Annotated in this window: 16 protein-coding genes; 14 read left to right on the forward strand and 2 right to left on the reverse strand. The window is 29.9% G+C overall.

The features are described from left to right. The first annotated feature begins 64 nt into the window (after positions 1 to 64). From ACWOA3_RS00445 to ACWOA3_RS00455, 3 genes are all read left to right on the forward strand, one after another. A complete protein-coding gene (locus tag ACWOA3_RS00445; protein ID WP_456883765.1) occupies positions 65 to 1,267 on the forward strand; it encodes a glycosyltransferase in 1,203 nt (400 codons plus the stop codon). A 141-nt stretch (positions 1,268 to 1,408) separates the two neighbouring features. After that, positions 1,409 to 4,048, forward strand: coding sequence for a DNA polymerase I (gene polA, locus ACWOA3_RS00450; protein ID WP_456883766.1), 2,640 nt, complete (start codon positions 1,409 to 1,411; stop codon positions 4,046 to 4,048). Positions 4,049 to 4,308: 260 nt separating this feature from the next. Beyond that, a complete protein-coding gene (locus ACWOA3_RS00455) occupies positions 4,309 to 5,568 on the forward strand; it encodes a Glu/Leu/Phe/Val family dehydrogenase (protein WP_456883767.1) in 1,260 nt (419 codons plus the stop codon). Positions 5,569 to 5,619: 51 nt separating this feature from the next. Here ACWOA3_RS00455 and ACWOA3_RS00460 read toward each other — a convergent pair whose 3' ends face one another. After that, on the reverse strand, positions 5,620 to 6,447 hold the full coding sequence (locus ACWOA3_RS00460) for an acetylxylan esterase (protein ID WP_456883768.1): 828 nt from the start codon (positions 6,445 to 6,447) through the stop codon (positions 5,620 to 5,622). Between the two features lie 12 nt (positions 6,448 to 6,459). After that, positions 6,460 to 7,383, reverse strand: coding sequence for an alpha/beta fold hydrolase (locus ACWOA3_RS00465; protein ID WP_456883769.1), 924 nt, complete (start codon positions 7,381 to 7,383; stop codon positions 6,460 to 6,462). A 199-nt stretch (positions 7,384 to 7,582) separates the two neighbouring features. On the opposite strand from ACWOA3_RS00465, the gene ACWOA3_RS00470 reads away from it, so the two are divergent. From ACWOA3_RS00470 to ACWOA3_RS00520, 11 genes are all read left to right on the forward strand, one after another. Further along, the gene (locus ACWOA3_RS00470) at positions 7,583 to 8,884 is read left to right on the forward strand and encodes a hemolysin family protein (RefSeq protein ID WP_003146652.1); all 1,302 of its coding nucleotides are present in this window, start codon (positions 7,583 to 7,585) and stop codon (positions 8,882 to 8,884) included. Positions 8,885 to 9,099: 215 nt separating this feature from the next. Continuing rightward, a complete protein-coding gene (gene purR / locus ACWOA3_RS00475) occupies positions 9,100 to 9,954 on the forward strand; it encodes a pur operon repressor (RefSeq protein ID WP_003146651.1) in 855 nt (284 codons plus the stop codon). Further along, positions 9,947 to 11,329 carry a bifunctional UDP-N-acetylglucosamine diphosphorylase/glucosamine-1-phosphate N-acetyltransferase GlmU gene (glmU, locus tag ACWOA3_RS00480; protein WP_003146649.1) on the forward strand — a complete coding sequence of 461 codons (1,383 nt, stop codon included), beginning with the start codon at positions 9,947 to 9,949 and terminating at the stop codon, positions 11,327 to 11,329. The genes purR and glmU overlap by 8 nt, the downstream gene beginning before the upstream one ends. A 270-nt stretch (positions 11,330 to 11,599) precedes the next feature. Further along, positions 11,600 to 12,907 carry a DRTGG domain-containing protein gene (locus ACWOA3_RS00485; protein WP_442565962.1) on the forward strand — a complete coding sequence of 436 codons (1,308 nt, stop codon included), beginning with the start codon at positions 11,600 to 11,602 and terminating at the stop codon, positions 12,905 to 12,907. A 16-nt stretch (positions 12,908 to 12,923) separates the two neighbouring features. Continuing rightward, positions 12,924 to 13,916, forward strand: coding sequence for a DHH family phosphoesterase (locus ACWOA3_RS00490; RefSeq protein WP_456883770.1), 993 nt, complete (start codon positions 12,924 to 12,926; stop codon positions 13,914 to 13,916). Between the two features lie 354 nt (positions 13,917 to 14,270). Continuing rightward, positions 14,271 to 15,284, forward strand: a complete 1,014-nt coding sequence (locus tag ACWOA3_RS00495) for a methionine ABC transporter ATP-binding protein (RefSeq protein ID WP_003146644.1) — start codon at positions 14,271 to 14,273, stop codon at positions 15,282 to 15,284. After that, positions 15,284 to 15,946 carry a methionine ABC transporter permease gene (locus ACWOA3_RS00500; RefSeq protein ID WP_003146643.1) on the forward strand — a complete coding sequence of 221 codons (663 nt, stop codon included), beginning with the start codon at positions 15,284 to 15,286 and terminating at the stop codon, positions 15,944 to 15,946. Before ACWOA3_RS00495 ends, ACWOA3_RS00500 begins: the two co-directional genes overlap by 1 nt. Before the next feature lie 226 nt (positions 15,947 to 16,172). Then, entirely contained in the window at positions 16,173 to 17,051 is an 879-nt protein-coding gene (gene ylqF / locus ACWOA3_RS00505) for a ribosome biogenesis GTPase YlqF (protein ID WP_456883771.1), read from the forward strand. Beyond that, complete coding sequence (locus ACWOA3_RS00510; RefSeq protein ID WP_442565959.1) at positions 17,041 to 17,817, forward strand: ribonuclease HII; 777 nt, start codon at positions 17,041 to 17,043, stop codon at positions 17,815 to 17,817. The genes ylqF and ACWOA3_RS00510 overlap by 11 nt, the downstream gene beginning before the upstream one ends. Next, complete coding sequence (locus tag ACWOA3_RS00515; protein ID WP_442565958.1) at positions 17,810 to 19,669, forward strand: RNase J family beta-CASP ribonuclease; 1,860 nt, start codon at positions 17,810 to 17,812, stop codon at positions 19,667 to 19,669. Before ACWOA3_RS00510 ends, ACWOA3_RS00515 begins: the two co-directional genes overlap by 8 nt. A gap of 112 nt (positions 19,670 to 19,781) precedes the next feature. Further along, positions 19,782 to 20,990, forward strand: coding sequence for a DNA polymerase IV (locus ACWOA3_RS00520; RefSeq protein WP_456883772.1), 1,209 nt, complete (start codon positions 19,782 to 19,784; stop codon positions 20,988 to 20,990). Positions 20,991 to 20,998: the final 8 nt, after the last annotated feature.

The raw sequence follows: 20,998 nt of genomic DNA on the forward strand, positions 1-20,998 counted from the left end.
ATAAAAAATATATAAATTAGGTTATAATAGAGATGATGGAAAATATAAAACAGAGGATAAAAAAATGAGGATTTTACATGTGTTAGCTCAACTTCCGATAAAAACAGGAAGTGGGGTATATTTTACTAATGTTATAGATGGATTAAAGGGATTTAACATAGAGCAGGCTGCTATTTATGCTACGACACCAGAGTATAATTTTAACTTTGTAGACGAAAAATTTGAAGTTGAATTTCAAGGGAAAGATGTCAGTTTTCCGATTGTTGGAATGAGTGATATTATGCCGTATGATAATACACTATATAAAAATATGACAGATGAAATGATTGAATCTTGGCAAAAGGCTTTTCGTGAAAAATTGATTCAAGCTAGAGAAACATTTAAACCAGATGTAGTAATTACACATCATTTATGGATCTTGAGTTCTATGGTTTGTGATATTTTTGAAAATGTAAAAGTTCTAGGTGTATGTCATAATACGGATATAAGACAAGCTGAAAAAAATCCTACAATGAAAGATAAATACGTAAAAAGTCTTGGAAAATTAGATAAAATATTGGCATTAAGTAGTGGTGTTATAGATGGAATAGCTAATATTTATAGTTATCCTGTAGAAAAAATTGTGAATATTGGTGCGGGATATAATGACAAGATTTTTTATCCTGTGGAAAAATATGAAAAACATGATAATGTGAAAATTTTATATGCAGGAAAATTTGACGAGTCAAAAGGTTTTTATGAATTAATTAAAGCTTTTAGATTATTAGAGAAAAAAGAGACTAAAGTAGAATTAGAATTAATAGGGAATTTGAAAGAGGAAGATAGGCCTAGAGTTGAATCTTTAGTAGGTGATTCTAAGCGAATAAGAATTTATAATGCTGTTGATCAAGTGCATCTAGGTGAGATTATGCGCCATAAAGATATATTTATACTACCTTCTTATTTCGAGGGACTGGGATTAATCGCAGTAGAGGCATTAGGAAGCGGTCTTAGAGTAGTTGCTACTGAGATAGAGGGACTTATAGAATTTCTTGGAGAAAAAATAAATAATTCTGAGATAATTGAGTATGTAAAAATGCCGACTATTTATGATACTGATAAAGCAGTAGAAGAAGAAAAGCCAGCTTTTGTAGAAAGACTAGTAGAAACTTTAGAAGTTATGATAGAAAGAACAAGAAAAGAGCGAGCGATTCCAACTTATTTATTAGAAGAAATCGAACAACATTCTTGGAAGAAAAAGATAGAAACAATATATAAATTATTATAAAAATAGTAATAAGAAAATCTATTATCAAAATTTTTTCTATGAAAAATATAATATTTTTAGCGACTCAAAAATCGCTGTTTTGAATAGTGATTTTCGAGTCGTACTATTTTATAGTTTTAGAATGAGAATTAGGAGAATTAAATGGATAAGATAATATTAATAGATGGGAATAGCTTAAGTTATCGTGCTTTTTATGCTATGCCAGCTTTAAAAAATAAAAAAGGTCTATATACTAATAGTGTTTATGGATTTACACTAATGTTAGAAAAAATATTAGCGGATACTAATCCAAAGTATGCATTAGTTGCCTTTGATAAAGGAAAACAAACTTTTAGACACCAAAGTTATGAAGCGTACAAAGGTACTAGGGATAAAACTCCTAGTGAGTTAGTGGAGCAATTCGGTTATGTTAGAGAACTTCTGGATTCATATGGAATAAAGTATGAAGAACACTTTGATTATGAAGCGGATGATATTATCGGTAGTTACGCTAAAATTGCCGAAAAAGAAGGCTTGGAAGTTATAATAGTAACTGGAGATAAGGACTTAACTCAACTTGCTAGTGAGAATATAACTATTTATTATACTAAACGTGGTGTTACTGATATAGATTATTATACACCAGAATTTATTGCTGAAAAATACGGATTAACCCCAGAACAGATCGTTGACATGAAAGGCCTTATGGGAGATAAGAGCGATAATATCCCAGGGATTGCTGGAGTAGGTGAAAAAACTGCCATAAAATTATTAACCGAATATAAAACTGTAGAGAATGTATTAGAAAATATTGATAATATTAGTGGGAAAAAACTTAAAGAACGTCTAACAGAAGGTCGAGAAGATGCCCTGTTAAGTAAAAAATTAGCAACTATTTATACAGAAGTTCCAGTCGATAATAAGTTAGAAGATTTAACTTATAGTGAAAATATTGAACTTAAAAGAGAGTTGTTTGAAAAATTAGAGTTTGTTTCATTTTTAAGAAAATTATCACAAGAAACTTCTACTGAAGATGTAGATGTAGCTAATGAAGAAACAGTTACTCCAAAAAAAGAAATTAATATTATTTTAGCGGATAAAAATACGAAAATAGATTTTACTGATAGTGCTCTACATGTAGAGTGTTATACAGAGGACTATCATAATTCAGATGTGGTAGGAATAGTAGTTTACAAAGAAGGAACAGCTTATATTTTTAGTGAAGAACAATTTTTCACTAATGAATTTGTAGTAGAATATCTTCAAAGTGAATTGGCTAAAACAGTTTATGATTTTAAAAAGATTTTATTTATAGCTAAGAGAAATGGTGTGGATATTAACGGAGAAGTTTTCGATGTGAAAATTGTATCTTATCTGATTGATGTGAATGCAAAAACTGAAATTGATAAAATCGTCTTTAACTATCTTGGGAAAATAATAAGTAGTGACGAAGAAGTGTATGGTAAGGGAGCGAAACGAACTTTACCAGTTCAAGAAGTTATTAATCCGTATATAGCAGAAATTGCAGAGAGTATTTCACTTATGAAACTATTGCTGGAAGAAAAACTTGATGAAGAGAATATGACGGATTTATATAAAGACATAGAGATTAAAGTTGCTAAAGTATTAGCTAATATGGAATTTGAAGGAATACATGTTAGTAAGAAAGCTCTTGAGGAAATGAGTGCTGAGTTTGACGAGAGAATTAAAACATTGGAATCTAGTATATATACTTTAGCTGGTTCTGAATTTAATATTGCTTCACCTAAACAGCTAGGTGTTGTGTTATTTGAAGATTTAGGTTTACCACCAATTAAGAAAACAAAGACTGGATATTCTACAGCTGTAGAAGTGTTAGAACAACTTCAACATAGTCATGAGATTATTCCATTAATTATGGAATATAGAACCATTACAAAATTGAACTCAACTTATGCAAAAGGGTTAGTTAAAGATATCACTCGTGAAGGGAAAATCCATACACGTTACGAGCAAACATTAGCTCAAACAGGACGCTTATCTTCAGTAAATCCTAATCTTCAAAATATTCCTACAAGAATCGAAGAAGGTAAAAAAATTAGAAAAGCATTTGTTCCAGCTTCTGACGATAGAGTAATTTTATCTATTGACTATTCTCAAATAGAGCTTCGAGTTTTGGCTCATATTGCTCAAGATGCAGGAATGATAGATGCATTTAAGCATGATGTGGATATTCATACTAAAACAGCTAGTGATGTTAATGGAGTGAGCCTTGATGAAGTAACATCTTCAATGCGTCGAGAAGCTAAAGCTGTTAACTTTGGTATTGTTTATGGAATTTCTGATTTTGGTTTATCTAATAATTTAGGTATTACTAGAAAACGTGCGAAAGAATTTATCGATAAATATTTAGAAACATTTAAAGGTGTTGATAAATATATGACTGATATTGTAGATTTTGCAAAAGAACACGGTTATGTAGAAACATTATTCAATAGAAGAAGAGCATTACCGGATATTAATGCTAAAAACAAGATTGTAGCTAATCTGAATGCACGTATTGCGATGAATTCACCGATTCAAGGTACTGCTGCGGATATTATAAAAATAGCTATGGTTAATGTATTTGAGTATTTAGAAAAAACAAATGTAGATGCAAAATTATTATTGCAAGTACATGATGAGTTGATCTTCGATGTAAATAAAGATATAGAAGAAGAGTTTACAAAAGAAATGATTAAAATTATGGAAGAAGCGGCTAATTTAGATGTTCAGCTTAAAGCAGAAGCGAGTAGCGGATCTTCATGGTATGATGCGAAATAGAGTGATAGACTATATTAATATACAGTAATCTTCTCCATATAGTTTTTTTGAAAAAAAATTGTTATAAAAAGCTAGTGATAACGATAGACATATTGTTATCATTAGCTTTTTTTATGAGAAATTTACATTGGAAATTAAAAATATAAATAAGAAAAACGAAGAACAAAAACGTTTACAAAAGTATGTTGTATTTGATATAATTAACTAAGAAGATATTACATTAAAAGTGTAAAATAACAATTTAAGGAGATGTAGTAATTATGAATAACAATCCATTGGTTAACGCAAGAGAACAAATAAAAGGTGCTTGTGAAGTTTTAGGGTACAAAGAAGAAGTATATGAATCACTAAAAGATCCACAAAGATTTTTTGAAATATCTATTCCAGTTAGAATGGACAATGGTGAAGTAAAATACTTCAAAGGATTCCGTTCACAACATAATGATGCAATCGGACCTACAAAAGGTGGTTTAAGATTTCACCCACTTGTAACAGGTGATGAAGTTAAAGCATTGTCTATTTGGATGACGTTCAAATGTGCCGTTGCAAATCTGCCATATGGTGGAGGTAAAGGTGGTATTATCGTAGATCCAAAAGAATTGTCTAAAGGAGAACTGGAAAGACTTTCTAGAGGATATATTCGAGGAATTTACAAATATCTAGGTGAAAAACAAGATGTTCCAGCACCAGATGTAAATACAAATGGTCAAATAATGTCATGGATGATTGATGAATTTAATGTTTTAACTGGTGAGCAAGGAATTGGTACTTTAACAGGTAAACCATTAGAACTAGGTGGTTCATTAGGAAGAACGCAAGCAACTGGATATGGGGTGGCTCTTGCTGCGAAATTGGCATTAGAAAAATTAGGGAAATCTGCACAAGGAGCTAAGTTTGCTGTTCAAGGATTTGGTAATGTAGGTAGCTATACAGTAAAAACTGCTATAAACTTTGGAGCTAAAGTAGTTGCTGTAACTGAACGTGATGATGATGGAATTCAATATGCTGTATATCGTGAAGATGGTTTATCATATGCTGAACTTCAAGAATGTAAAGATAATAAAGTTAGATTCCATAAATTACCAAATACAAAACGTTTAACTTTAGATGAATTTTGGGCTTTAGATGTAGATGTTCTTTGTCCATGTGCTTTAGAAAATGCAATTGATGCTAAGGAAGCTGATTTAATTAAAGCGCCTATTATATCAGAAGGAGCTAATGGTCCTGCTACACTAGAAGGTGATAAAGTATTACGAGAAAAAGGTGTGGTTGTAATTCCTGATATTCTTGCAAATAGTGGTGGTGTTACTGTATCTTACTTTGAATGGGTACAAAACTTACAAGGTTACTACTGGACAGAAGAAGAAGTAGTAGAAAAACAAGCAAGAGTAATGACAAAAGCATTTAATGATATTTGGGAAATGAAAGAAAGATTTGATATCCCAATGAGAAAAGCTGCTTATGTAAATTCTATTGAAAAAATTGTTAAAAACATGAAGTTAAAAGGTAGATTAAGCTAATCGTATTAAAAATAATGAATCGACGGAATTCTGTTTTCTGTCGATTCTTTTTTATTTATTTGAGAGTATTTCAAGTATATAATCATCAAATTGATGTTGGAATATTTTTTTATAATCTAAAAATTTATAATGCTGGATTTCAATATTTTTTAGTGATTCAATTAATTTTAATTGTGCAGAATGTGGAGTTTTAGGACTTAGATATGAAAGTCCATAGTGTACTTTTTGTGAGATGGAGCTACTAATATCAATTATATCAATTGAGTCTAGTGTTTTATATAGATAGTCTATTTTATCTGGAAAATCAATTTCAAAATTATATATTTTTCTAAAGATTGGATTTTTCTTGTTTTGAATGTAAGTATTTTTTAGATCACAGAGAGAACAATCAGAAATAAATAGTTCCTTGATTGAATTGTAATAACTAGCACATACTAGGGAAATAGCGGCACCTTGTCCAACTCCAGTTGCATATATATCTTTATTCGGAAATAATAATTCAATTATTTGTAAAGTATCAAGAGCATCTTGAAACACCAGCTTATAATATGGAAACTCATAACTATTATCTAAAAATGGAAAATGAGAACAAGGAGTATTGTTTTCACTATTTCCAGCTTGGCCTCTAATATGTAAAGATACTAGAGCGTAGTCTAACATACTGTATTTAGTTAATGATAAGTAATCTTTATTTTTCACTTTAAATTCAGGAAAGTCGATAATCACTCCCTTGATATCGGTATTTGGAGTAACTATATCTAATTCAATATTAGAATTATCTATTCCTTTAAAATTATTTTTTTTATATTGAACAAATGGATGCTTAACATGCAATAATTGTTCTGTATAATTTAGTTTTCTATATTTCTCTAATTTCATTATATACTCCCATTATGTATTTAGTAAGAAGTTAACTACTTCATCATTGAAGCTTGGAATATTTTCGTGATAGTACTTTTTATAAACTATAACTTTTTTATTACTTTTTATATTATTAAAAATATTTTGTTGGGTTTCTTTAGGGCAATCAACATCGAGATTAGAAATTCCGAATAATACATTACATTTCAAAAGTTTTGCAAAATTTATAGTATCGATGTAATAAAGCTTGTTTAAAAAGTCTTTAGTATTGCTTCCTTTTGTGTTAAACCAGCGTGCATGATGAGTAAATTCTGTATAAGCATTATTTCTATTGTCGAGTTCATAAATAGCTTTGAAGTTTGAAAGGAAAGGATATAGACTTATACATTTTTTTACATTTTTATTTAAAGCAGCAAATATTATTGAAAATGCTCCACCTTGAGAAGCACCGTAGGTAACAATATTATTAGAATCAACTCCTTCGAAAGATGTAATAATTCTAGAAAGTAACAAAGTATCTAAAATGTTTTTGTAAAATATCATATTTTGAATACTCTCATCGATTCCTACTGTAAGGTGACCAAACACTGAAGGGGAGGAATTTCCATTATCTTTACTTAAACCGCCTTGATTTCTAAAATCTATAGCAACCACATCATACCCCAAAGAGGAGAAAGCAGATTTTTCTAACCAGTTTCTACTCGAAGCGGGATATCCGTGGAAATAAAATAGAATAGGGATGGGTCTATTTGGATATTTGGTTCTAAATTTAATGTTTTTTATGTATTTAGCGTAGATTTTTGAATTATCGTAGCTATTAAAAGTTAAGTTATAAAATTCTATATTTTTAAATTTCGAAAACTTGGTCTGCTCTATATTATAGTCGATGTGAATATTATTAATGTAGTTTATTTTTTTAGACCAAAAATTTTTAAAATTTATTTCGTTGCTCATAGTAATCTCCTATTTTAGCGTTTTCAATTACTTAATATAGTATCACTCGAAAGAGGAAATATCCAACAATAAGAATTATTAAAAAATTAGAAATAGAGATAGAACTTATAGGTAGTATAATAATTGAAAAAAAAGTTTATATGTAGTAAAATTATTTATTAATGATAAAAAATAAGGAAAGAGGATAAATTGAAACTATATGGATCTCAGTATCTTAATTAAAATATTAATAATTGTATTATTACTTGTTGCTTCGGCAATATTTGTAATGTTTGAATTTGCACTTGTTAAGCTTAGACCCACAAGGGTAAATGAATTAGTTGAATCTGGAAATAAAACAGCAAAAATTTTGGCGGTAATGGTTGAGCAATTGGATCATTATTTATCTGCTACGCAGCTAGGTATAACGATTGTTTCGTTAGGACTTGGTTGGATAGGGGAAGCAACATTCCACTCATTATTTAATCCTATATTCGAGTTATTACATCTAAATGAGGCGGTAACACATACGATATCGTTAGTAGTGTCATTTGGATTTATGACGTTATTACATGTGGTTTTAGGTGAATTGGTTCCTAAAACTATAGCAATTCAATCTGCAGAAACAACTTGTCTGAGAGTTGCTTGGCCGATGTATATGTTCGATAAAGTGATGCGTCCGTTAGTATGGCTACTCAATTCATTAGCGAATGTTATAGCAAAAATGTTTGGATATGAACCAGCATCTGAACACGATGATATTCACAGTGAACAAGAATTGAGGACAATAATGAAATCTTCAAGAGCACATGGTCAAATTAATGACGTAGAGTATCGTTATGTAGAGAGAGTATTCGAATTTGATAATAAAATTGCTAAGGAAATTATGACACCTAGAACAGAGGTTGAAGCAATAGATATGAGTGACTCTCTAGGAATTATCATGAGACAATTAAAACAAGAAGAATATACTAGATACCCGGTAATCGAAGATGGGGATAAAGATAAAATTCTTGGTATTTTAAATGTTAAAAAGCTATTATTTGCTGATAAACCGCTAGAGAACACTAAAGATTTAGAAGAGTATATTACACCAGCAATAAAAATATTCGAACATACACCGATTTCTCAAGTATTAGCAACAATTAAGCAAAACAGAGAGCATATGATTGTTATTACTGATGAATATGGTGGGACTAGTGGAGTAGTTACATTAGAGGATATAGTTGAAGAAATTACTGGTGAAATCCGAGATGAATTCGATGAAGATGAGCAAAGTTTAGTTAAAAAATTAAAAAATGGACATTATTTAATTGATGGTTGGGTACCAATCCAAGATGTCAATGCATTATTCCATGCTCACCTTCCGCATGAAGAAGTTGATACAATAGGGGCATATATTTATTTAGAAAAATATGAAGCGAAAGTTGGAGCTGTGTATTCTATTGATAAATTAACTTTTGTTGTGAGAAAAGTAGAAGAAAATCAAATACGAACTTTAGAAGTTTGGAAAGAAAAATAAAAAGAAAAAGAGAAGATAGTTTAATAAAGCTATCTTCTCTTTATTATAGATGATGTGATAAAAAGTTTAGTTAATTAAAATCAACTTAAAAATTATTGTATACCCTTTACTATTCCGAACAATAGTGGTATTATATACATATAATATACGAATAAAATATATTGATTGTATAATCTGTGGTAAAGTTACCGTTTATACAATGTAAGGAGTATAAGATGAAGTTAAAGAGAAGTGAAAGAATAGTAGTGATGACGGAGTATTTATTAAATAATCCGAATAAATTAATTCCATTAACGTATTTCGTTTCAAAATTTAATCAAGCTAAATCTTCAATAAGTGAGGATATACATATAATAAAAAATGGTTTCAAAGAAGAAAACATTGGAGAAGTTAAAACTTTAGCAGGAGTAAGTGGAGGTGTTATCTTTACACCGACTTTAGTAGAAGAAGATGCTAAAGAAATTCTTAGTAGTTTTCTTGATAAAATTAATGATGGAAATCGTTTGTTAGCAGGTGGTTATATTTTTATGTCAGACATAATAGGTGATCCTAGTCTGATGAATAAGTTAGGCCGAGTAGTTGCTACTGTCTATAAAAATAAAGAAGTGGATGCAGTGGTAACTGTTGCGACAAAAGGTATTCCAGTAGCTTATGCCATAGCTTCAATATTAAATAAACCTGTAATTATTATAAGAAGAGATAATAAGGTTACAGAAGGAACTACTGTTGCGATAAATTATGTTTCAGGATCTACCAAGAAAATAGAAACAATGATTTTATCTAAACGAAGTCTAAATACTGGTTCAAAAGTGCTATTAGTTGATGACTTCATGCGAGGAGGAGGAGTCCTTACGGGTATGGAGAGTCTTATGAATGAGTTTGATGTTAATGTTGTTGGTAAAGTAATAATCACACAGTGTTTTGATTCGCCAAGAGAACATGAAGATGATTACTTATACCTTTCAAAAATTGAAAATATTGACGAATTTAACGGAACTTTCGATGTAAAATTAGGGAATGTTATTGAAAAATTAAGACAAGTAGAAAAAGAGGATGTTGAAAATGAGTAATAATAGATATGCAGTAATTCTTGCAGCTGGAAAAGGAACTAGAATGCAATCAAAACTATATAAAGTATTGCATAAAGTTTGTGATAGAACGATGGTAGAACTTGTATTAGATAGCCTTAATGATTTAGAAATGCAAGAGGTAATAACTGTAGTTGGTCATGGTGCAGAACGAGTTAAAGAGGTGCTAGGAGATAGAACAAAATTTGTTTTACAAGCAGAACAATTAGGAACAGCTCATGCTGTAAAAGTAGCCAAAGATGAATTAAAAGATAAAGAGGGTACGACTATTGTAATGTATGGAGATACTCCTTTAATTCGTCCAGAGACTATTAATAGTATGCTAGATCACCATGAGAATACAAATGCAAAAGCAACTGTATTAACAGCAATAGCTGATGATCCATTTGCTTATGGTCGTATTATTCGTGATGTGAATGGAAAGTTAGTGAAAATTGTTGAAGAAAAAGATGCAACAGAACAAGAGAAAAAAATAAAAGAAATTAACTCAGGAATTTATTGCTTTGATAATAAATTATTATTTGAAATGTTAGAAAAAGTTAAGAATGATAATAATCAAGGTGAGTATTATCTTCCAGATGTACTAGCATTAATCCGTGAACAAAAAGAAATTATTGAAACATATTTATGTGATGATTTTGATGAAACATTTGGTGTAAACGATAGAGTAGCGTTAGCTTATGCTGAAAATGTTATGAGAAATAGAATTAATACTAAACATATGCTAGCAGGAGTTACTCTAGTAGATCCTACAAACACTTATATTGCACCTAATGCTGTAATTGGTCGTGATACAACAATTTATCCAAACGTTACAATTAAATCTAATACTGTAATTGGAGAAGATTGTCAAATTAAACCTAATTCATACTTAGAAAACGCACAGATTGGAAATGGAGTAAAAGTTTTATCTTCAACTATTAGCGATTCGAAAATTGGTGATTATACTAGCGTTGGTCCATATTCTCACATTAGAAATAATTGTGAATTAGGTCAACATGTAAGAGTTGGTAACTTTGTAGAATTAAAAAATACTACTTATGGTGATGGATCTAAAACAGCTCATTTAAGTTACTTAGGTGATACTGAAGTAGGAAGTAATACAAACATTGGTTGTGGAACAATTACTGTAAACTACGATGGTAAAAATAAATATAGAACAAAAATAGGAAGCGATGCATTTATAGGGTGTAACTCAAACTTAATAGCTCCTTTAGAAATAGGTGATGGTGCTGTGGTTGCTGCAGGAACTACTGTTACAGAGAATGCACCTTCGGATGCTTTAGTAATTGCTCGAGTGAAACAAGAGAACAAAGAAGGTTATGCTAAAAAAATGCCTGCGGGTAGAAAATCGTAAAATATTAATATGATACAATTATAATCGTGTTATAGTAAAAATATTGAAAATAGACTGTATCACTAAATTTTTCAAAAATATTCAATTTATTTTTCAAAGTTGAAAATATACATAAATAATATAAAAGAGGATGAGAAATAAGTAAAATTAGTTATTTTTCGTCCTCTTTCATCTTGAAATAGTTCTATAAAAAGTATATAATTACATATGTATAGAATGTGTTACAAATAAATTATTTGTATTATAATAAAAATATAAGGAGGAATCATTATGAAATCAAAACACCAAAAAATATTAGAATATATAAAGAGCTTACCGATTGGTAGCAAGATTTCTGTACGTCAAGTAGCTAAAGAACTGAAAGTTAGTGAAGGAACAGCATATCGTGCAATAAAAGAATCTGAAAATCGTGGTTTTGTATCATCGATAGAACGTGTTGGTACAGTTAGAATTCAGAAAAAAGAACGTGATAATGTAGAAAAATTATCTTATTCAGAGATTGTTAATATAGTAAGTGGACAATTAATCGCAGGACGCGGAGGAGTTCATGAAATAGTGCAAGATTTTGCGATTGGGGCAATGGATTCTGAACAAGTAGGACAACACATACGAAAAGGAACATTGTTAATAATAGGGAATCGTCCAAAAATTATTGAAATGTCATTGGAGAAAGGTTGTGCTATTTTAGTAACAGGTGGATATGTACCGAATGACTCTATAAAAGCACTTGCGGATAGTAAAAATTTACCTTTAATTATTACGCCACATGATACTTTTTCAGTAACTCACTTAATAAATCGTGTAACTAATGACCAAATTATTAAGAGGGATATAATTACTGTAGAAAGTATTTATATGAAAGTAGATAGATTATATACAATAAATCTAAATGATACTGTAAAAGATTGGTATGATTTACAATTAGAAGTAGGTCACACTAGATATCCAGTAATTAATGAATATGGTAAATTAGTTGGTATTGTTACAGCTCGTGACGTTTTCTTACAAGAAAAAGATGCACTTATAAAAGAAGTGATGGAAAGAAAAGTAGCAACTACGACTTTAGAAACACCTATATCTTCAGTAGCTAATACTATGCTATCTGAAGGATATGAATTAATGCCTGTAATAGACTCGAAAAATACATTACTTGGTGTAGTTACTAGAAAAATAGTTATTAACTCATTATTAACGAATAATAGATTCCAAGAAGGTCATAATAATGATACATTTGATGAAATTATGCGAAAAGGTATTGTCCCAAGAGCTGATGGGTTACAGGTTAAAGTTATTCCTCAAATGTTAGATCAATTTGGTACATTCTCTAGCTCAGCTCTATTAAGTATTATTGATGAATCTATTCATATTACAAGTTATAACTACAATAGAAGTGAAGTGCTTATGCAAAATACTACTCTTTATTTCTTAAAATCTGTACCATTAGATAGAACAATAACAACAAAAGTAAATATTTTAGATATAGGACGTAAAACTGCTAAATTTGATGTTGAAGTTTATGATAAGACAGAATTAGTTGCAAAAGCAATGGTAACTTGTCAAGTATTCCAGAGAAATTAGAGAAAGAAGAAATTAGATGAATACAAACTACGAAAATTTATATGAGGAAATTTTTCAAAAAATTAAAGAAAATGATAAAATTATAATTCATAGACATGAAAGACCAGATCCAGATGCATATGGTTCTCAAGGGGCAATGTATCAAATTATTAAGGAAAACTTTCCAGAAAAAACTCTAATAACTGTAGGTAAGGATTCTCCTTCATTGGACTTCTTGTTCAAAAATTTAGAAGTAACAGAAGAAGACTATAAAGATGCTTTAGTTATTGTAACAGATACGGCTAATTTTCCTAGAATTGATGGGAAACTATTTACTAAAAATAACTTTTTAATTAAAATTGATCATCACCCACCATTAGATAATTATGGAAGTATTAATTTAGTTGATACAGAGGTTTCATCTTGTAGTGAATTAATATATAATTTTTATACATATTTAAACGAAAAATACAATGTGAAATTGAATGATGAAGCGGCAAAACTACTTTATCTTGGTATTGTGGGAGATACTGGTAGATTTCTATTCCCAAATACTTCAAATAATACTCTAAAAGTTGCATCAGAACTTATAAAGTATGATTTCAATATGAGTGCATTATTAGATAAAATGGAAATTATCAGTGAGAATATTATGAGATTTAGAGCGTTCATTTTTGAAAATTATGATGTTTATCAAGATGGAGTTGCGTATTTAAAAATTACAAAAGAAGATATGGATAAATACGGTGTTGATCCAGGAGAAGTTTCAACAGGAGTAAACTTACTTAGAAGCTTAAAAGGTCTATATGCGTGGTGCTTTGCAATAGATGAAGGAAATAAAGTACGTGTTCGACTTCGTTCTAAAGGTCCAGTTATAAATACACTAGCAGAAAAATATGCCGGTGGTGGTCATCCATTAGCAAGTGGTGCAACAGTCAAAAACTGGGAAGAATTAGATGATCTATTAGATGATATGGCAAGAGTAGTTAGAGATTACCTTGTTGAGAATAATATTAAATTGGAAAATTAGTGGAATATTTTCAGAATTTTCAAAGGATAATTTCAAAAATTATACTTGACACTATAAAAGTATAATGGTATACTTAATAGAAATTAATAAAAACCAATACTCGTATAAGTAATATATGTAATATTTAAAGAGAGTACCGTAAGCTGAAAAGGTATAATATGAAATATATGAAAATGGTTCGAGTGGTTAATAAGGTAAACGTAATTGTAAACTTTGTTCGGCGATCCACGTTATAGGATAGACTATGTTAGTAGTTATTACAAGTGAAATATAAGGTGGTACCGCGTATAACGCCCTTATTCCTAGATGGAGTAAGGGTGTTTTTTATTTTTTAAAAAGAGAAAGGAGCTAGACATGATTGAATTAAAAAAAGTAAATAAGATTTATAACAATAAAGTTCATGCGCTAAAAGATATTAATTTAAAAGTTGAAAAAGGTGATATTTACGGTATAATTGGTTATTCTGGTGCTGGAAAAAGTACGTTAGTAAGGCTGTTAAACGGACTTGAAGTGGCAACAGATGGAGAGGTAATTATTGATGGTGATGACTTCAATAAAATAACTGAAGAACAGCGTAGATTGAAACGTCAAAGAATTGGAATGATTTTCCAACACTTTAATCTATTATGGAGTAGAACTGTTGCTGAAAATATAGCATTCCCATTAGAAATTTTAGGGAAATCAAAAACTGAAATTAAAGAAAGAGTAGAGGAATTGGCTAAGTTAGTTGGGTTGGAAGATAGATTAAATGCTTATCCTTCTCAATTATCAGGTGGTCAAAAACAAAGGGTAGGTATTGCACGTGCATTAGCAGGTAATCCTTCGATTTTACTTTGTGACGAAGCGACAAGTGCGCTTGACCCTGAGACAACTGCTGAAGTATTAAATCTTATTAAAGAAATTCACAACAAAACTAATATAACTGTTGTCCTAATTACTCATGAAATGAATGTAATTAAAACTATTTGTACAAAAGTTGCTGTTATAGATGGTGGTACAATTGCTGAAAATGGTCTTGTTTCTGAAGTGTTCTATCACCCAACACAAGAAGTTACGAAGAAATTCTTAGCTCAAACTTCATTTGCTTCGGAATTTGAAGAGAGAGAAAATATTGAAGAATGGAAGAAAGTATTTACGGATGGTATTATTATTAAATTTACTTTTGACAATAATACTTCGAAAAAACCTATTCTTAGTACGTTAATAAAAGAAATTGATTTTGATTTTAATATTATTAATGGTCACATTGATAAGACAGCAAATGCGAATATAGGTACGCTGTTTGTTCAATTAATTGGTTCGAAAGAAAATACAGATAAAGTAATAGCTAGATTAAATGAACTAGGTATTTTAACGGAGGTGTTATAATGTTTGATTTTTCAAGAGTTAATTGGGATAAAGTACAAGACAAAACAATTGAAACACTTATTATGACTTTTGAGTCACTAATCGCAGTGTTCATCATCGGTTTATTTTTAGGATTACTGTTATACTTAACATCTAATAGTAAGAGTACATTTGGACGTGGATTTTACACAGTTGTTACAGCAATTGTTAATATCTTTAGAGCGATTCCGTTTATTATTTTAATTGTATTATTAATTCCATTCACTAAGGCTTTAATCGGTACAATTATCGGTGTTCAAGCAGCAATTCCAGCACTTATTATTTCAGCTGCACCATTCTACGCTCGTTTAGTAGAAATCGGATTACGTGAAGTGGATAAAGGTGTAATTGAAGCAGCTCGTGCAATGGGAGCTAAAAAAACTACTATTATTTTGAAAGTTTTAATTCCTGAGAGTTTACCAGCAATAATTTCAGGATTAACTGTTACGGCGATAGCATTAGTTGGATCAACGGCGATGGCAGGAGTTATCGGTGCCGGAGGACTAGGTAACTTAGCTTACTTAGATGGTTTCCAACGAAATAACAGTACTTTAACATTTGTTGCGACAGTGTTAATATTAATAATAGTATTTGCACTTCAAATTCTTGGTGATACTATTGTTAAGAAAGTAGATAAAAGATAAATAAAAAGAACAAGGTAGCGTAGCTGTCTTGTTTTTTTATTTATATGAGGTTGTGTGTGGAAATGAACGATTTTTTAATTGATAGATATGGAAATTATAAAATATTAATGTTTTACGAATAATTGACACTAAAATAGGTTAAAAAAACTTGAAAATGTGGTAAAATAGTAAAGACTGTATAAAACAATAGAAATTTAAAAAAATAAAAAGATAAGGAGTTAAATTTATGGTTATTCAATGGTTCCCGGGTCATATGGCCAAGGCAACAAGAGAAGTGAAAGAGAAACTGAAACTAGTAGATATAGTTTTTGAGTTAGTAGATGCACGCTGTCCGCTTTCTTCACATAATATGTACCTAGATGAAGTTGTTAAAGATAAAAAGAAGATAATTATATTTAATAAAATTGACTTATGTGACAGAGCTGAAACAGCAAAATGGAAAAATTATTTTGAGAATAAAGGGTATACTGTGGTATATACTGATGCAAAAAATAGTAATAACTTAAACAAAGTAATCGATAAAGCAAAAGAAGAATTAGCAGAAAAAATAGCTCGCCAAGTTGCAAAAGGAATTAAACCAAGAGCAATTAGATCAATGGTAATAGGTGTACCTAACGTTGGTAAATCGACGTTTATAAATAAACTGATTAAGAAAAATGTAGCTAACACTGCAAATAAACCTGGTGTTACTAAAAAACAACAATGGTTAAAATTAAATAAAGATATAGAACTATTAGATACTCCAGGAATACTTATGCCAAAGTTTGACAATCAAGAAATTGGTAAAAAATTAAGTTTAATTGGTTCTATAAAGGATGATATTACTCCACTTGATGATGTTAGTTTATATTTAATTGAGCTTTTAAAGGAAAATTATTTAGAGAATCTAAATAATTTGTATAAGATAAATGTTAATAGTGATGATGAAAATGTATTTATTATGGAAAAAGTAGCCGAAAAAAGATTTAAAAAAATTGGTGGAGATTATGATTACGATTCAACAATTAAACTATTAATTCAAGATTTTAGAACACAAAAATTTGGACTTATTACGTTAGATAATTATAATGTTTTATTAGAAAATGAGGAACAAAATGAAAATTAGTGAGGTAAAGGAACTCTTAAACCAAGAAGTCATTTCCGAGGAAATATTAAATGAACTAAAAAAAGATGAAAGATCAGGAGTTCAAAAACTACTACTAAGTTATGCTAAGAAGCAAGAGAAAAAACTTTTTTATAAAAAAGAGTATGAAAAAAAATCATTTTACGAAAATAAATGTTATAATAATGGATGTAAGTATATTTGTGGAATAGATGAAGTAGGTAGAGGACCGCTTGCTGGACCAGTAGTTGCTGCTGCGGTAATTCTAAAAAAAGACAGCTATTTCGAAGGATTAAATGATTCAAAGAAATTATCTGCAAAGAAACGTGAAGAACTATATGAACAGATAAAAAACGAAGCTGTTGCTTATGCTATTTGTGAAGTTGATAATATTGAAATTGAAAAATATAATATTTACAACGCTGCGCGTATAGCGATGCAAAGAGCTGTTGAAAAGTTAGAAGTTAAACCGGATTTTCTACTTATAGATGCTATGCCGTTTGAAAATTATCCTATACCTAATTTTAGTATGGTAAAAGGTGATGAGAAGAGTGTATCTATTGCAGCAGCATCAGTAATGGCGAAAGTTTATCGTGATAATTTAATGAAAGAATATGCAAAAAAGTATCCAAACTACGATTTTGAAAATAATGCAGGATACGGAACTAAGAAACATTTAGAAGGACTAAAAGAGTATGGTGTTACACCAATTCATAGAAGAGACTTCGAACCAATAAAATCAATGTTACAAGGAGGAAAAAATGAGTAATAACGGAATAATTATTGCTAAAAATTTACAAAAGAACAATAGCCCGAAAAATAATCAAGCGTCTAAGAAAAATAATACTAGACCTAAAAATTCAAAAAAAGTTGTGGCTAAAGAGCAACAAAATAACTCAAAACAAGTAGTACAGAAAATTAATAATGTAAATAAAGCTAAATCTCAACAAAATAAATCTAAAAAGTTAGCTAAAATTCGTATCACTCCATTAGGAGGGGTAGAAGAAGTAGCTAAAAATATGTATATGGTAGAAATCGGTGATGAAATTTATGTTCTTGATGCAGGTTTAATGTTCCCTGAAACAGAAATGATCGGTATTGATGCTGTTATACCTGATATTAGTTACTTAGTTAGAAATAAACAAAAAATTAAAGGGATATTTTTATCAAATGGACATGTAAGTTCAATGGGGGCTGTTCCTTATATTATTGATAAACTAAAATGTCCTGTTTATGGTTCTAAGTTAACAATTGATTTATTAAAAAATCACCTTAAACAATTAGGAATAAAAAGAAGAATTAAGTTTTACTATGTAAAAGATAATAATAAATATGATTTTAATAATGCTAGTGTTACATTCTTCAAGACAACATATTCAATGCCGGATTCTTTAGGTATTTGTATTGAAACTAGTCAAGGAAATATCGTTTATACTGGTGAGTTTAAATTTGACCAATCAGTAAGTAAAGAATATAAATCTGATATTGTGAAAATTAGTACACTAGGTCAAAAGGGTGTTCTTGCACTACTAAGTGATTCAAGTAATGCTAACGTTAAAGGATATAATGTTCCTGAAAATGAAGCTGCTGAGCAAATTGATAATGCATTTTATCAAGCTAATAAACGTATTATTGTAACATGCTATGCTTCTAACTTTTTAACAATCTCTCATATTGTTAGAGCAGCACTGGCTCAAAATAGAAAAATTTTACTTTTAGGTCAAGCAATTGAAGCATCTATCAATACTGCAAGAAATATGAATTACTTACAAATTGAAGATAGTAACTTAATTTCAATTGAAGAATTAAAAGAATATCCACAAAATGAAGTATGTATTCTTTCATCTGGAGATCAAGGGGAGCCGATCGAAGCGATGAAAAATATTGCTGAGAAAAAAGTTAATGGAATTCAGATCGAATCTGGAGATACGATTATGGTTGCTGCGACACCGTCTCCAAATATGGAAGTAATGTTATTCCAAACACTAAACTTATTAGTTAAACTTGGAGCAAATGTTGTTACAGCTTCTAAACGTCTTCACGCTGCAAGTCATGCAACAAAAGAAGAACTAAAAATGATGTTAAACATGCTTATGCCTAAACACTTTATTCCAGTTCAAGGGGAATTTAGAAACCTTCGCAAACATGCAGAAATTGCTGCAGAAACTGGTGTAGCTGGAGAGAATATTCACATCTTATCTAAAGGGACAACTTTGGAAATCAGTGGAAGTAAGTCTAAAACTTTACAAAATAATATTCCAGTAGGGAACATATTAGTCGATGGTCGCGGAATTGGTGATGTAGAAGATAGTGTTCTAAAAGATAGAAAATTACTTTCTAACGATGGAATTTTCGTAGCTTCATATGCAATTAGTAAAAAAGAGAAAACTTTAGTAGGAAAACCAGTTATTCAAACAAAAGGTTTTGTCTATGTTAAGAAAAGTATGGAACTGATTAAAGAAGCGGAAGAAAAAGTAATCGAGTACTTAGAAAATAATCCAATTAAGAGTATCAGAGAATGTGCAGCTGTTAAGGCTGAGATAAGAAGTATGTTATCTAGTTTACTATATGACAATACTAAGAGAAAACCAATAATAATAATTAACTTTTCATTAGTTTAATAATGAAAACATAACGGGAAATTAAAATAGGGTGGGATCAATTAATATTTTGAAATTAAATTGACAGAAACCCTATTGTTCCCGTTTTTAGTCTATTAAAAGGGGTGAAAAAATGTCTAAAGTTATTGCTCATATTGATATGAATTGCTTTTATGCAAGTGTAGAAGAAAAATATAATCCTGAATTGAAAGGGAAACCTTTAGCAATAGCAGGAGAAGTGAAAACTAGACATGGAATAATTGTAACCTCTAATTATGAAGCGAGGAAATTAGGGATAAAGACAACTATGCGTGTAGGAGACGCCAGAAAGATTTACCCTAACATAAAAATACTTCGACCTGATATGCCGAAGTATCAGCAAGAATCAAAGAGGATTTTTGATTTAGTACGAGAATATACAGATAAGATTGAGATAGTCTCGGTTGATGAAGCATATATAGATTTAAGTGATTTTCATGAACCGATAAAGGTAATAGCCATAATACAAAGAAGAATATATAAACAATTAGGTATGCCTTCATCGGTAGGAGTATCTTTTAATAAATTTTTTGCGAAGATGGGTTCAAATTTGAAAAAACCTTTAGGATTTTCTATTATAAATAAAAAAAATTATAAGGATATCCTTTGGAATTTGGATATTGGTGAAATGCACGGTTGTGGGAAAGCATCTACAAAAAAACTTAAAAATATTGGAATTAATACTATTGGTGATGTTGCTGAAGCAAATGAAGTAATTCTACATAGTCTATTAGGTGTTCAAGGTTTAAGACTAAAGAATAGGGCTAATGGGGAAGGTAGTGATGAACTAAAATATACAGCTGATAGAAAATCAATTGGGAATTCGAAAACATTTACAAATGATTTAATAGATGAAGATGATATTTTAAGAGAAGTTAAGAAATTAAGTGAGAAAGTAAGTTCAAGAGTTCAATCACGTAATTATGTAGGAAACAATATTTCAATCATGGTAAGATTTAGTGATTTTAAAACCATTACTAGATCTAAAAAGATTCCAGAATTTATATCTGGTACAAATGAAATTTTTAATTATGCATGGGAGCTTTTACTGGAACACTATGATTTTTCACGTGGCGTTAGATTACTAGGGGTTTCACTAAATGATATTAAAAAGTCAAAAGAACTTAAGGTGCAACTAGATATTTTTGATAAAAAAGATTACAAAGAAGAAGAAAGACTAAGAAAGATTTCTAAAAAGTTAAAAGCTGAATTTGGCGACAATATAATAACTGACTTTGAAAATATAGGAAAAAAAGAGAAAACTGTTATTACTACGAGTTTTAGTAAAGATTTTCTCGATTAATAAAAAGG

This window comes from Gemella taiwanensis, assembly GCF_054054385.1.

Coding starts and splice junctions, on each gene's coding strand:
- ACWOA3_RS00455 (WP_456883767.1), top strand. CDS start 4,309: ATGAATAACAATCCATTGGTTAACGCAAGAGAACAAATAAAAGGTGCT.
- ACWOA3_RS00490 (WP_456883770.1), top strand. CDS start 12,924: ATGAATACAAACTACGAAAATTTATATGAGGAAATTTTTCAAAAAATT.
- glmU (WP_003146649.1), top strand. CDS start 9,947: ATGAGTAATAATAGATATGCAGTAATTCTTGCAGCTGGAAAAGGAACT.
- ACWOA3_RS00485 (WP_442565962.1), top strand. CDS start 11,600: ATGAAATCAAAACACCAAAAAATATTAGAATATATAAAGAGCTTACCG.
- ACWOA3_RS00465 (WP_456883769.1), bottom strand. CDS start 7,383: ATGAGCAACGAAATAAATTTTAAAAATTTTTGGTCTAAAAAAATAAAC.
- purR (WP_003146651.1), top strand. CDS start 9,100: ATGAAGTTAAAGAGAAGTGAAAGAATAGTAGTGATGACGGAGTATTTA.
- ACWOA3_RS00500 (WP_003146643.1), top strand. CDS start 15,284: ATGTTTGATTTTTCAAGAGTTAATTGGGATAAAGTACAAGACAAAACA.
- ACWOA3_RS00495 (WP_003146644.1), top strand. CDS start 14,271: ATGATTGAATTAAAAAAAGTAAATAAGATTTATAACAATAAAGTTCAT.
- ACWOA3_RS00470 (WP_003146652.1), top strand. CDS start 7,583: ATGGATCTCAGTATCTTAATTAAAATATTAATAATTGTATTATTACTT.
- ACWOA3_RS00460 (WP_456883768.1), bottom strand. CDS start 6,447: ATGAAATTAGAGAAATATAGAAAACTAAATTATACAGAACAATTATTG.
- ACWOA3_RS00515 (WP_442565958.1), top strand. CDS start 17,810: ATGAGTAATAACGGAATAATTATTGCTAAAAATTTACAAAAGAACAAT.
- ylqF (WP_456883771.1), top strand. CDS start 16,173: ATGGTTATTCAATGGTTCCCGGGTCATATGGCCAAGGCAACAAGAGAA.
- ACWOA3_RS00520 (WP_456883772.1), top strand. CDS start 19,782: ATGTCTAAAGTTATTGCTCATATTGATATGAATTGCTTTTATGCAAGT.
- polA (WP_456883766.1), top strand. CDS start 1,409: ATGGATAAGATAATATTAATAGATGGGAATAGCTTAAGTTATCGTGCT.
- ACWOA3_RS00510 (WP_442565959.1), top strand. CDS start 17,041: ATGAAAATTAGTGAGGTAAAGGAACTCTTAAACCAAGAAGTCATTTCC.
- ACWOA3_RS00445 (WP_456883765.1), top strand. CDS start 65: ATGAGGATTTTACATGTGTTAGCTCAACTTCCGATAAAAACAGGAAGT.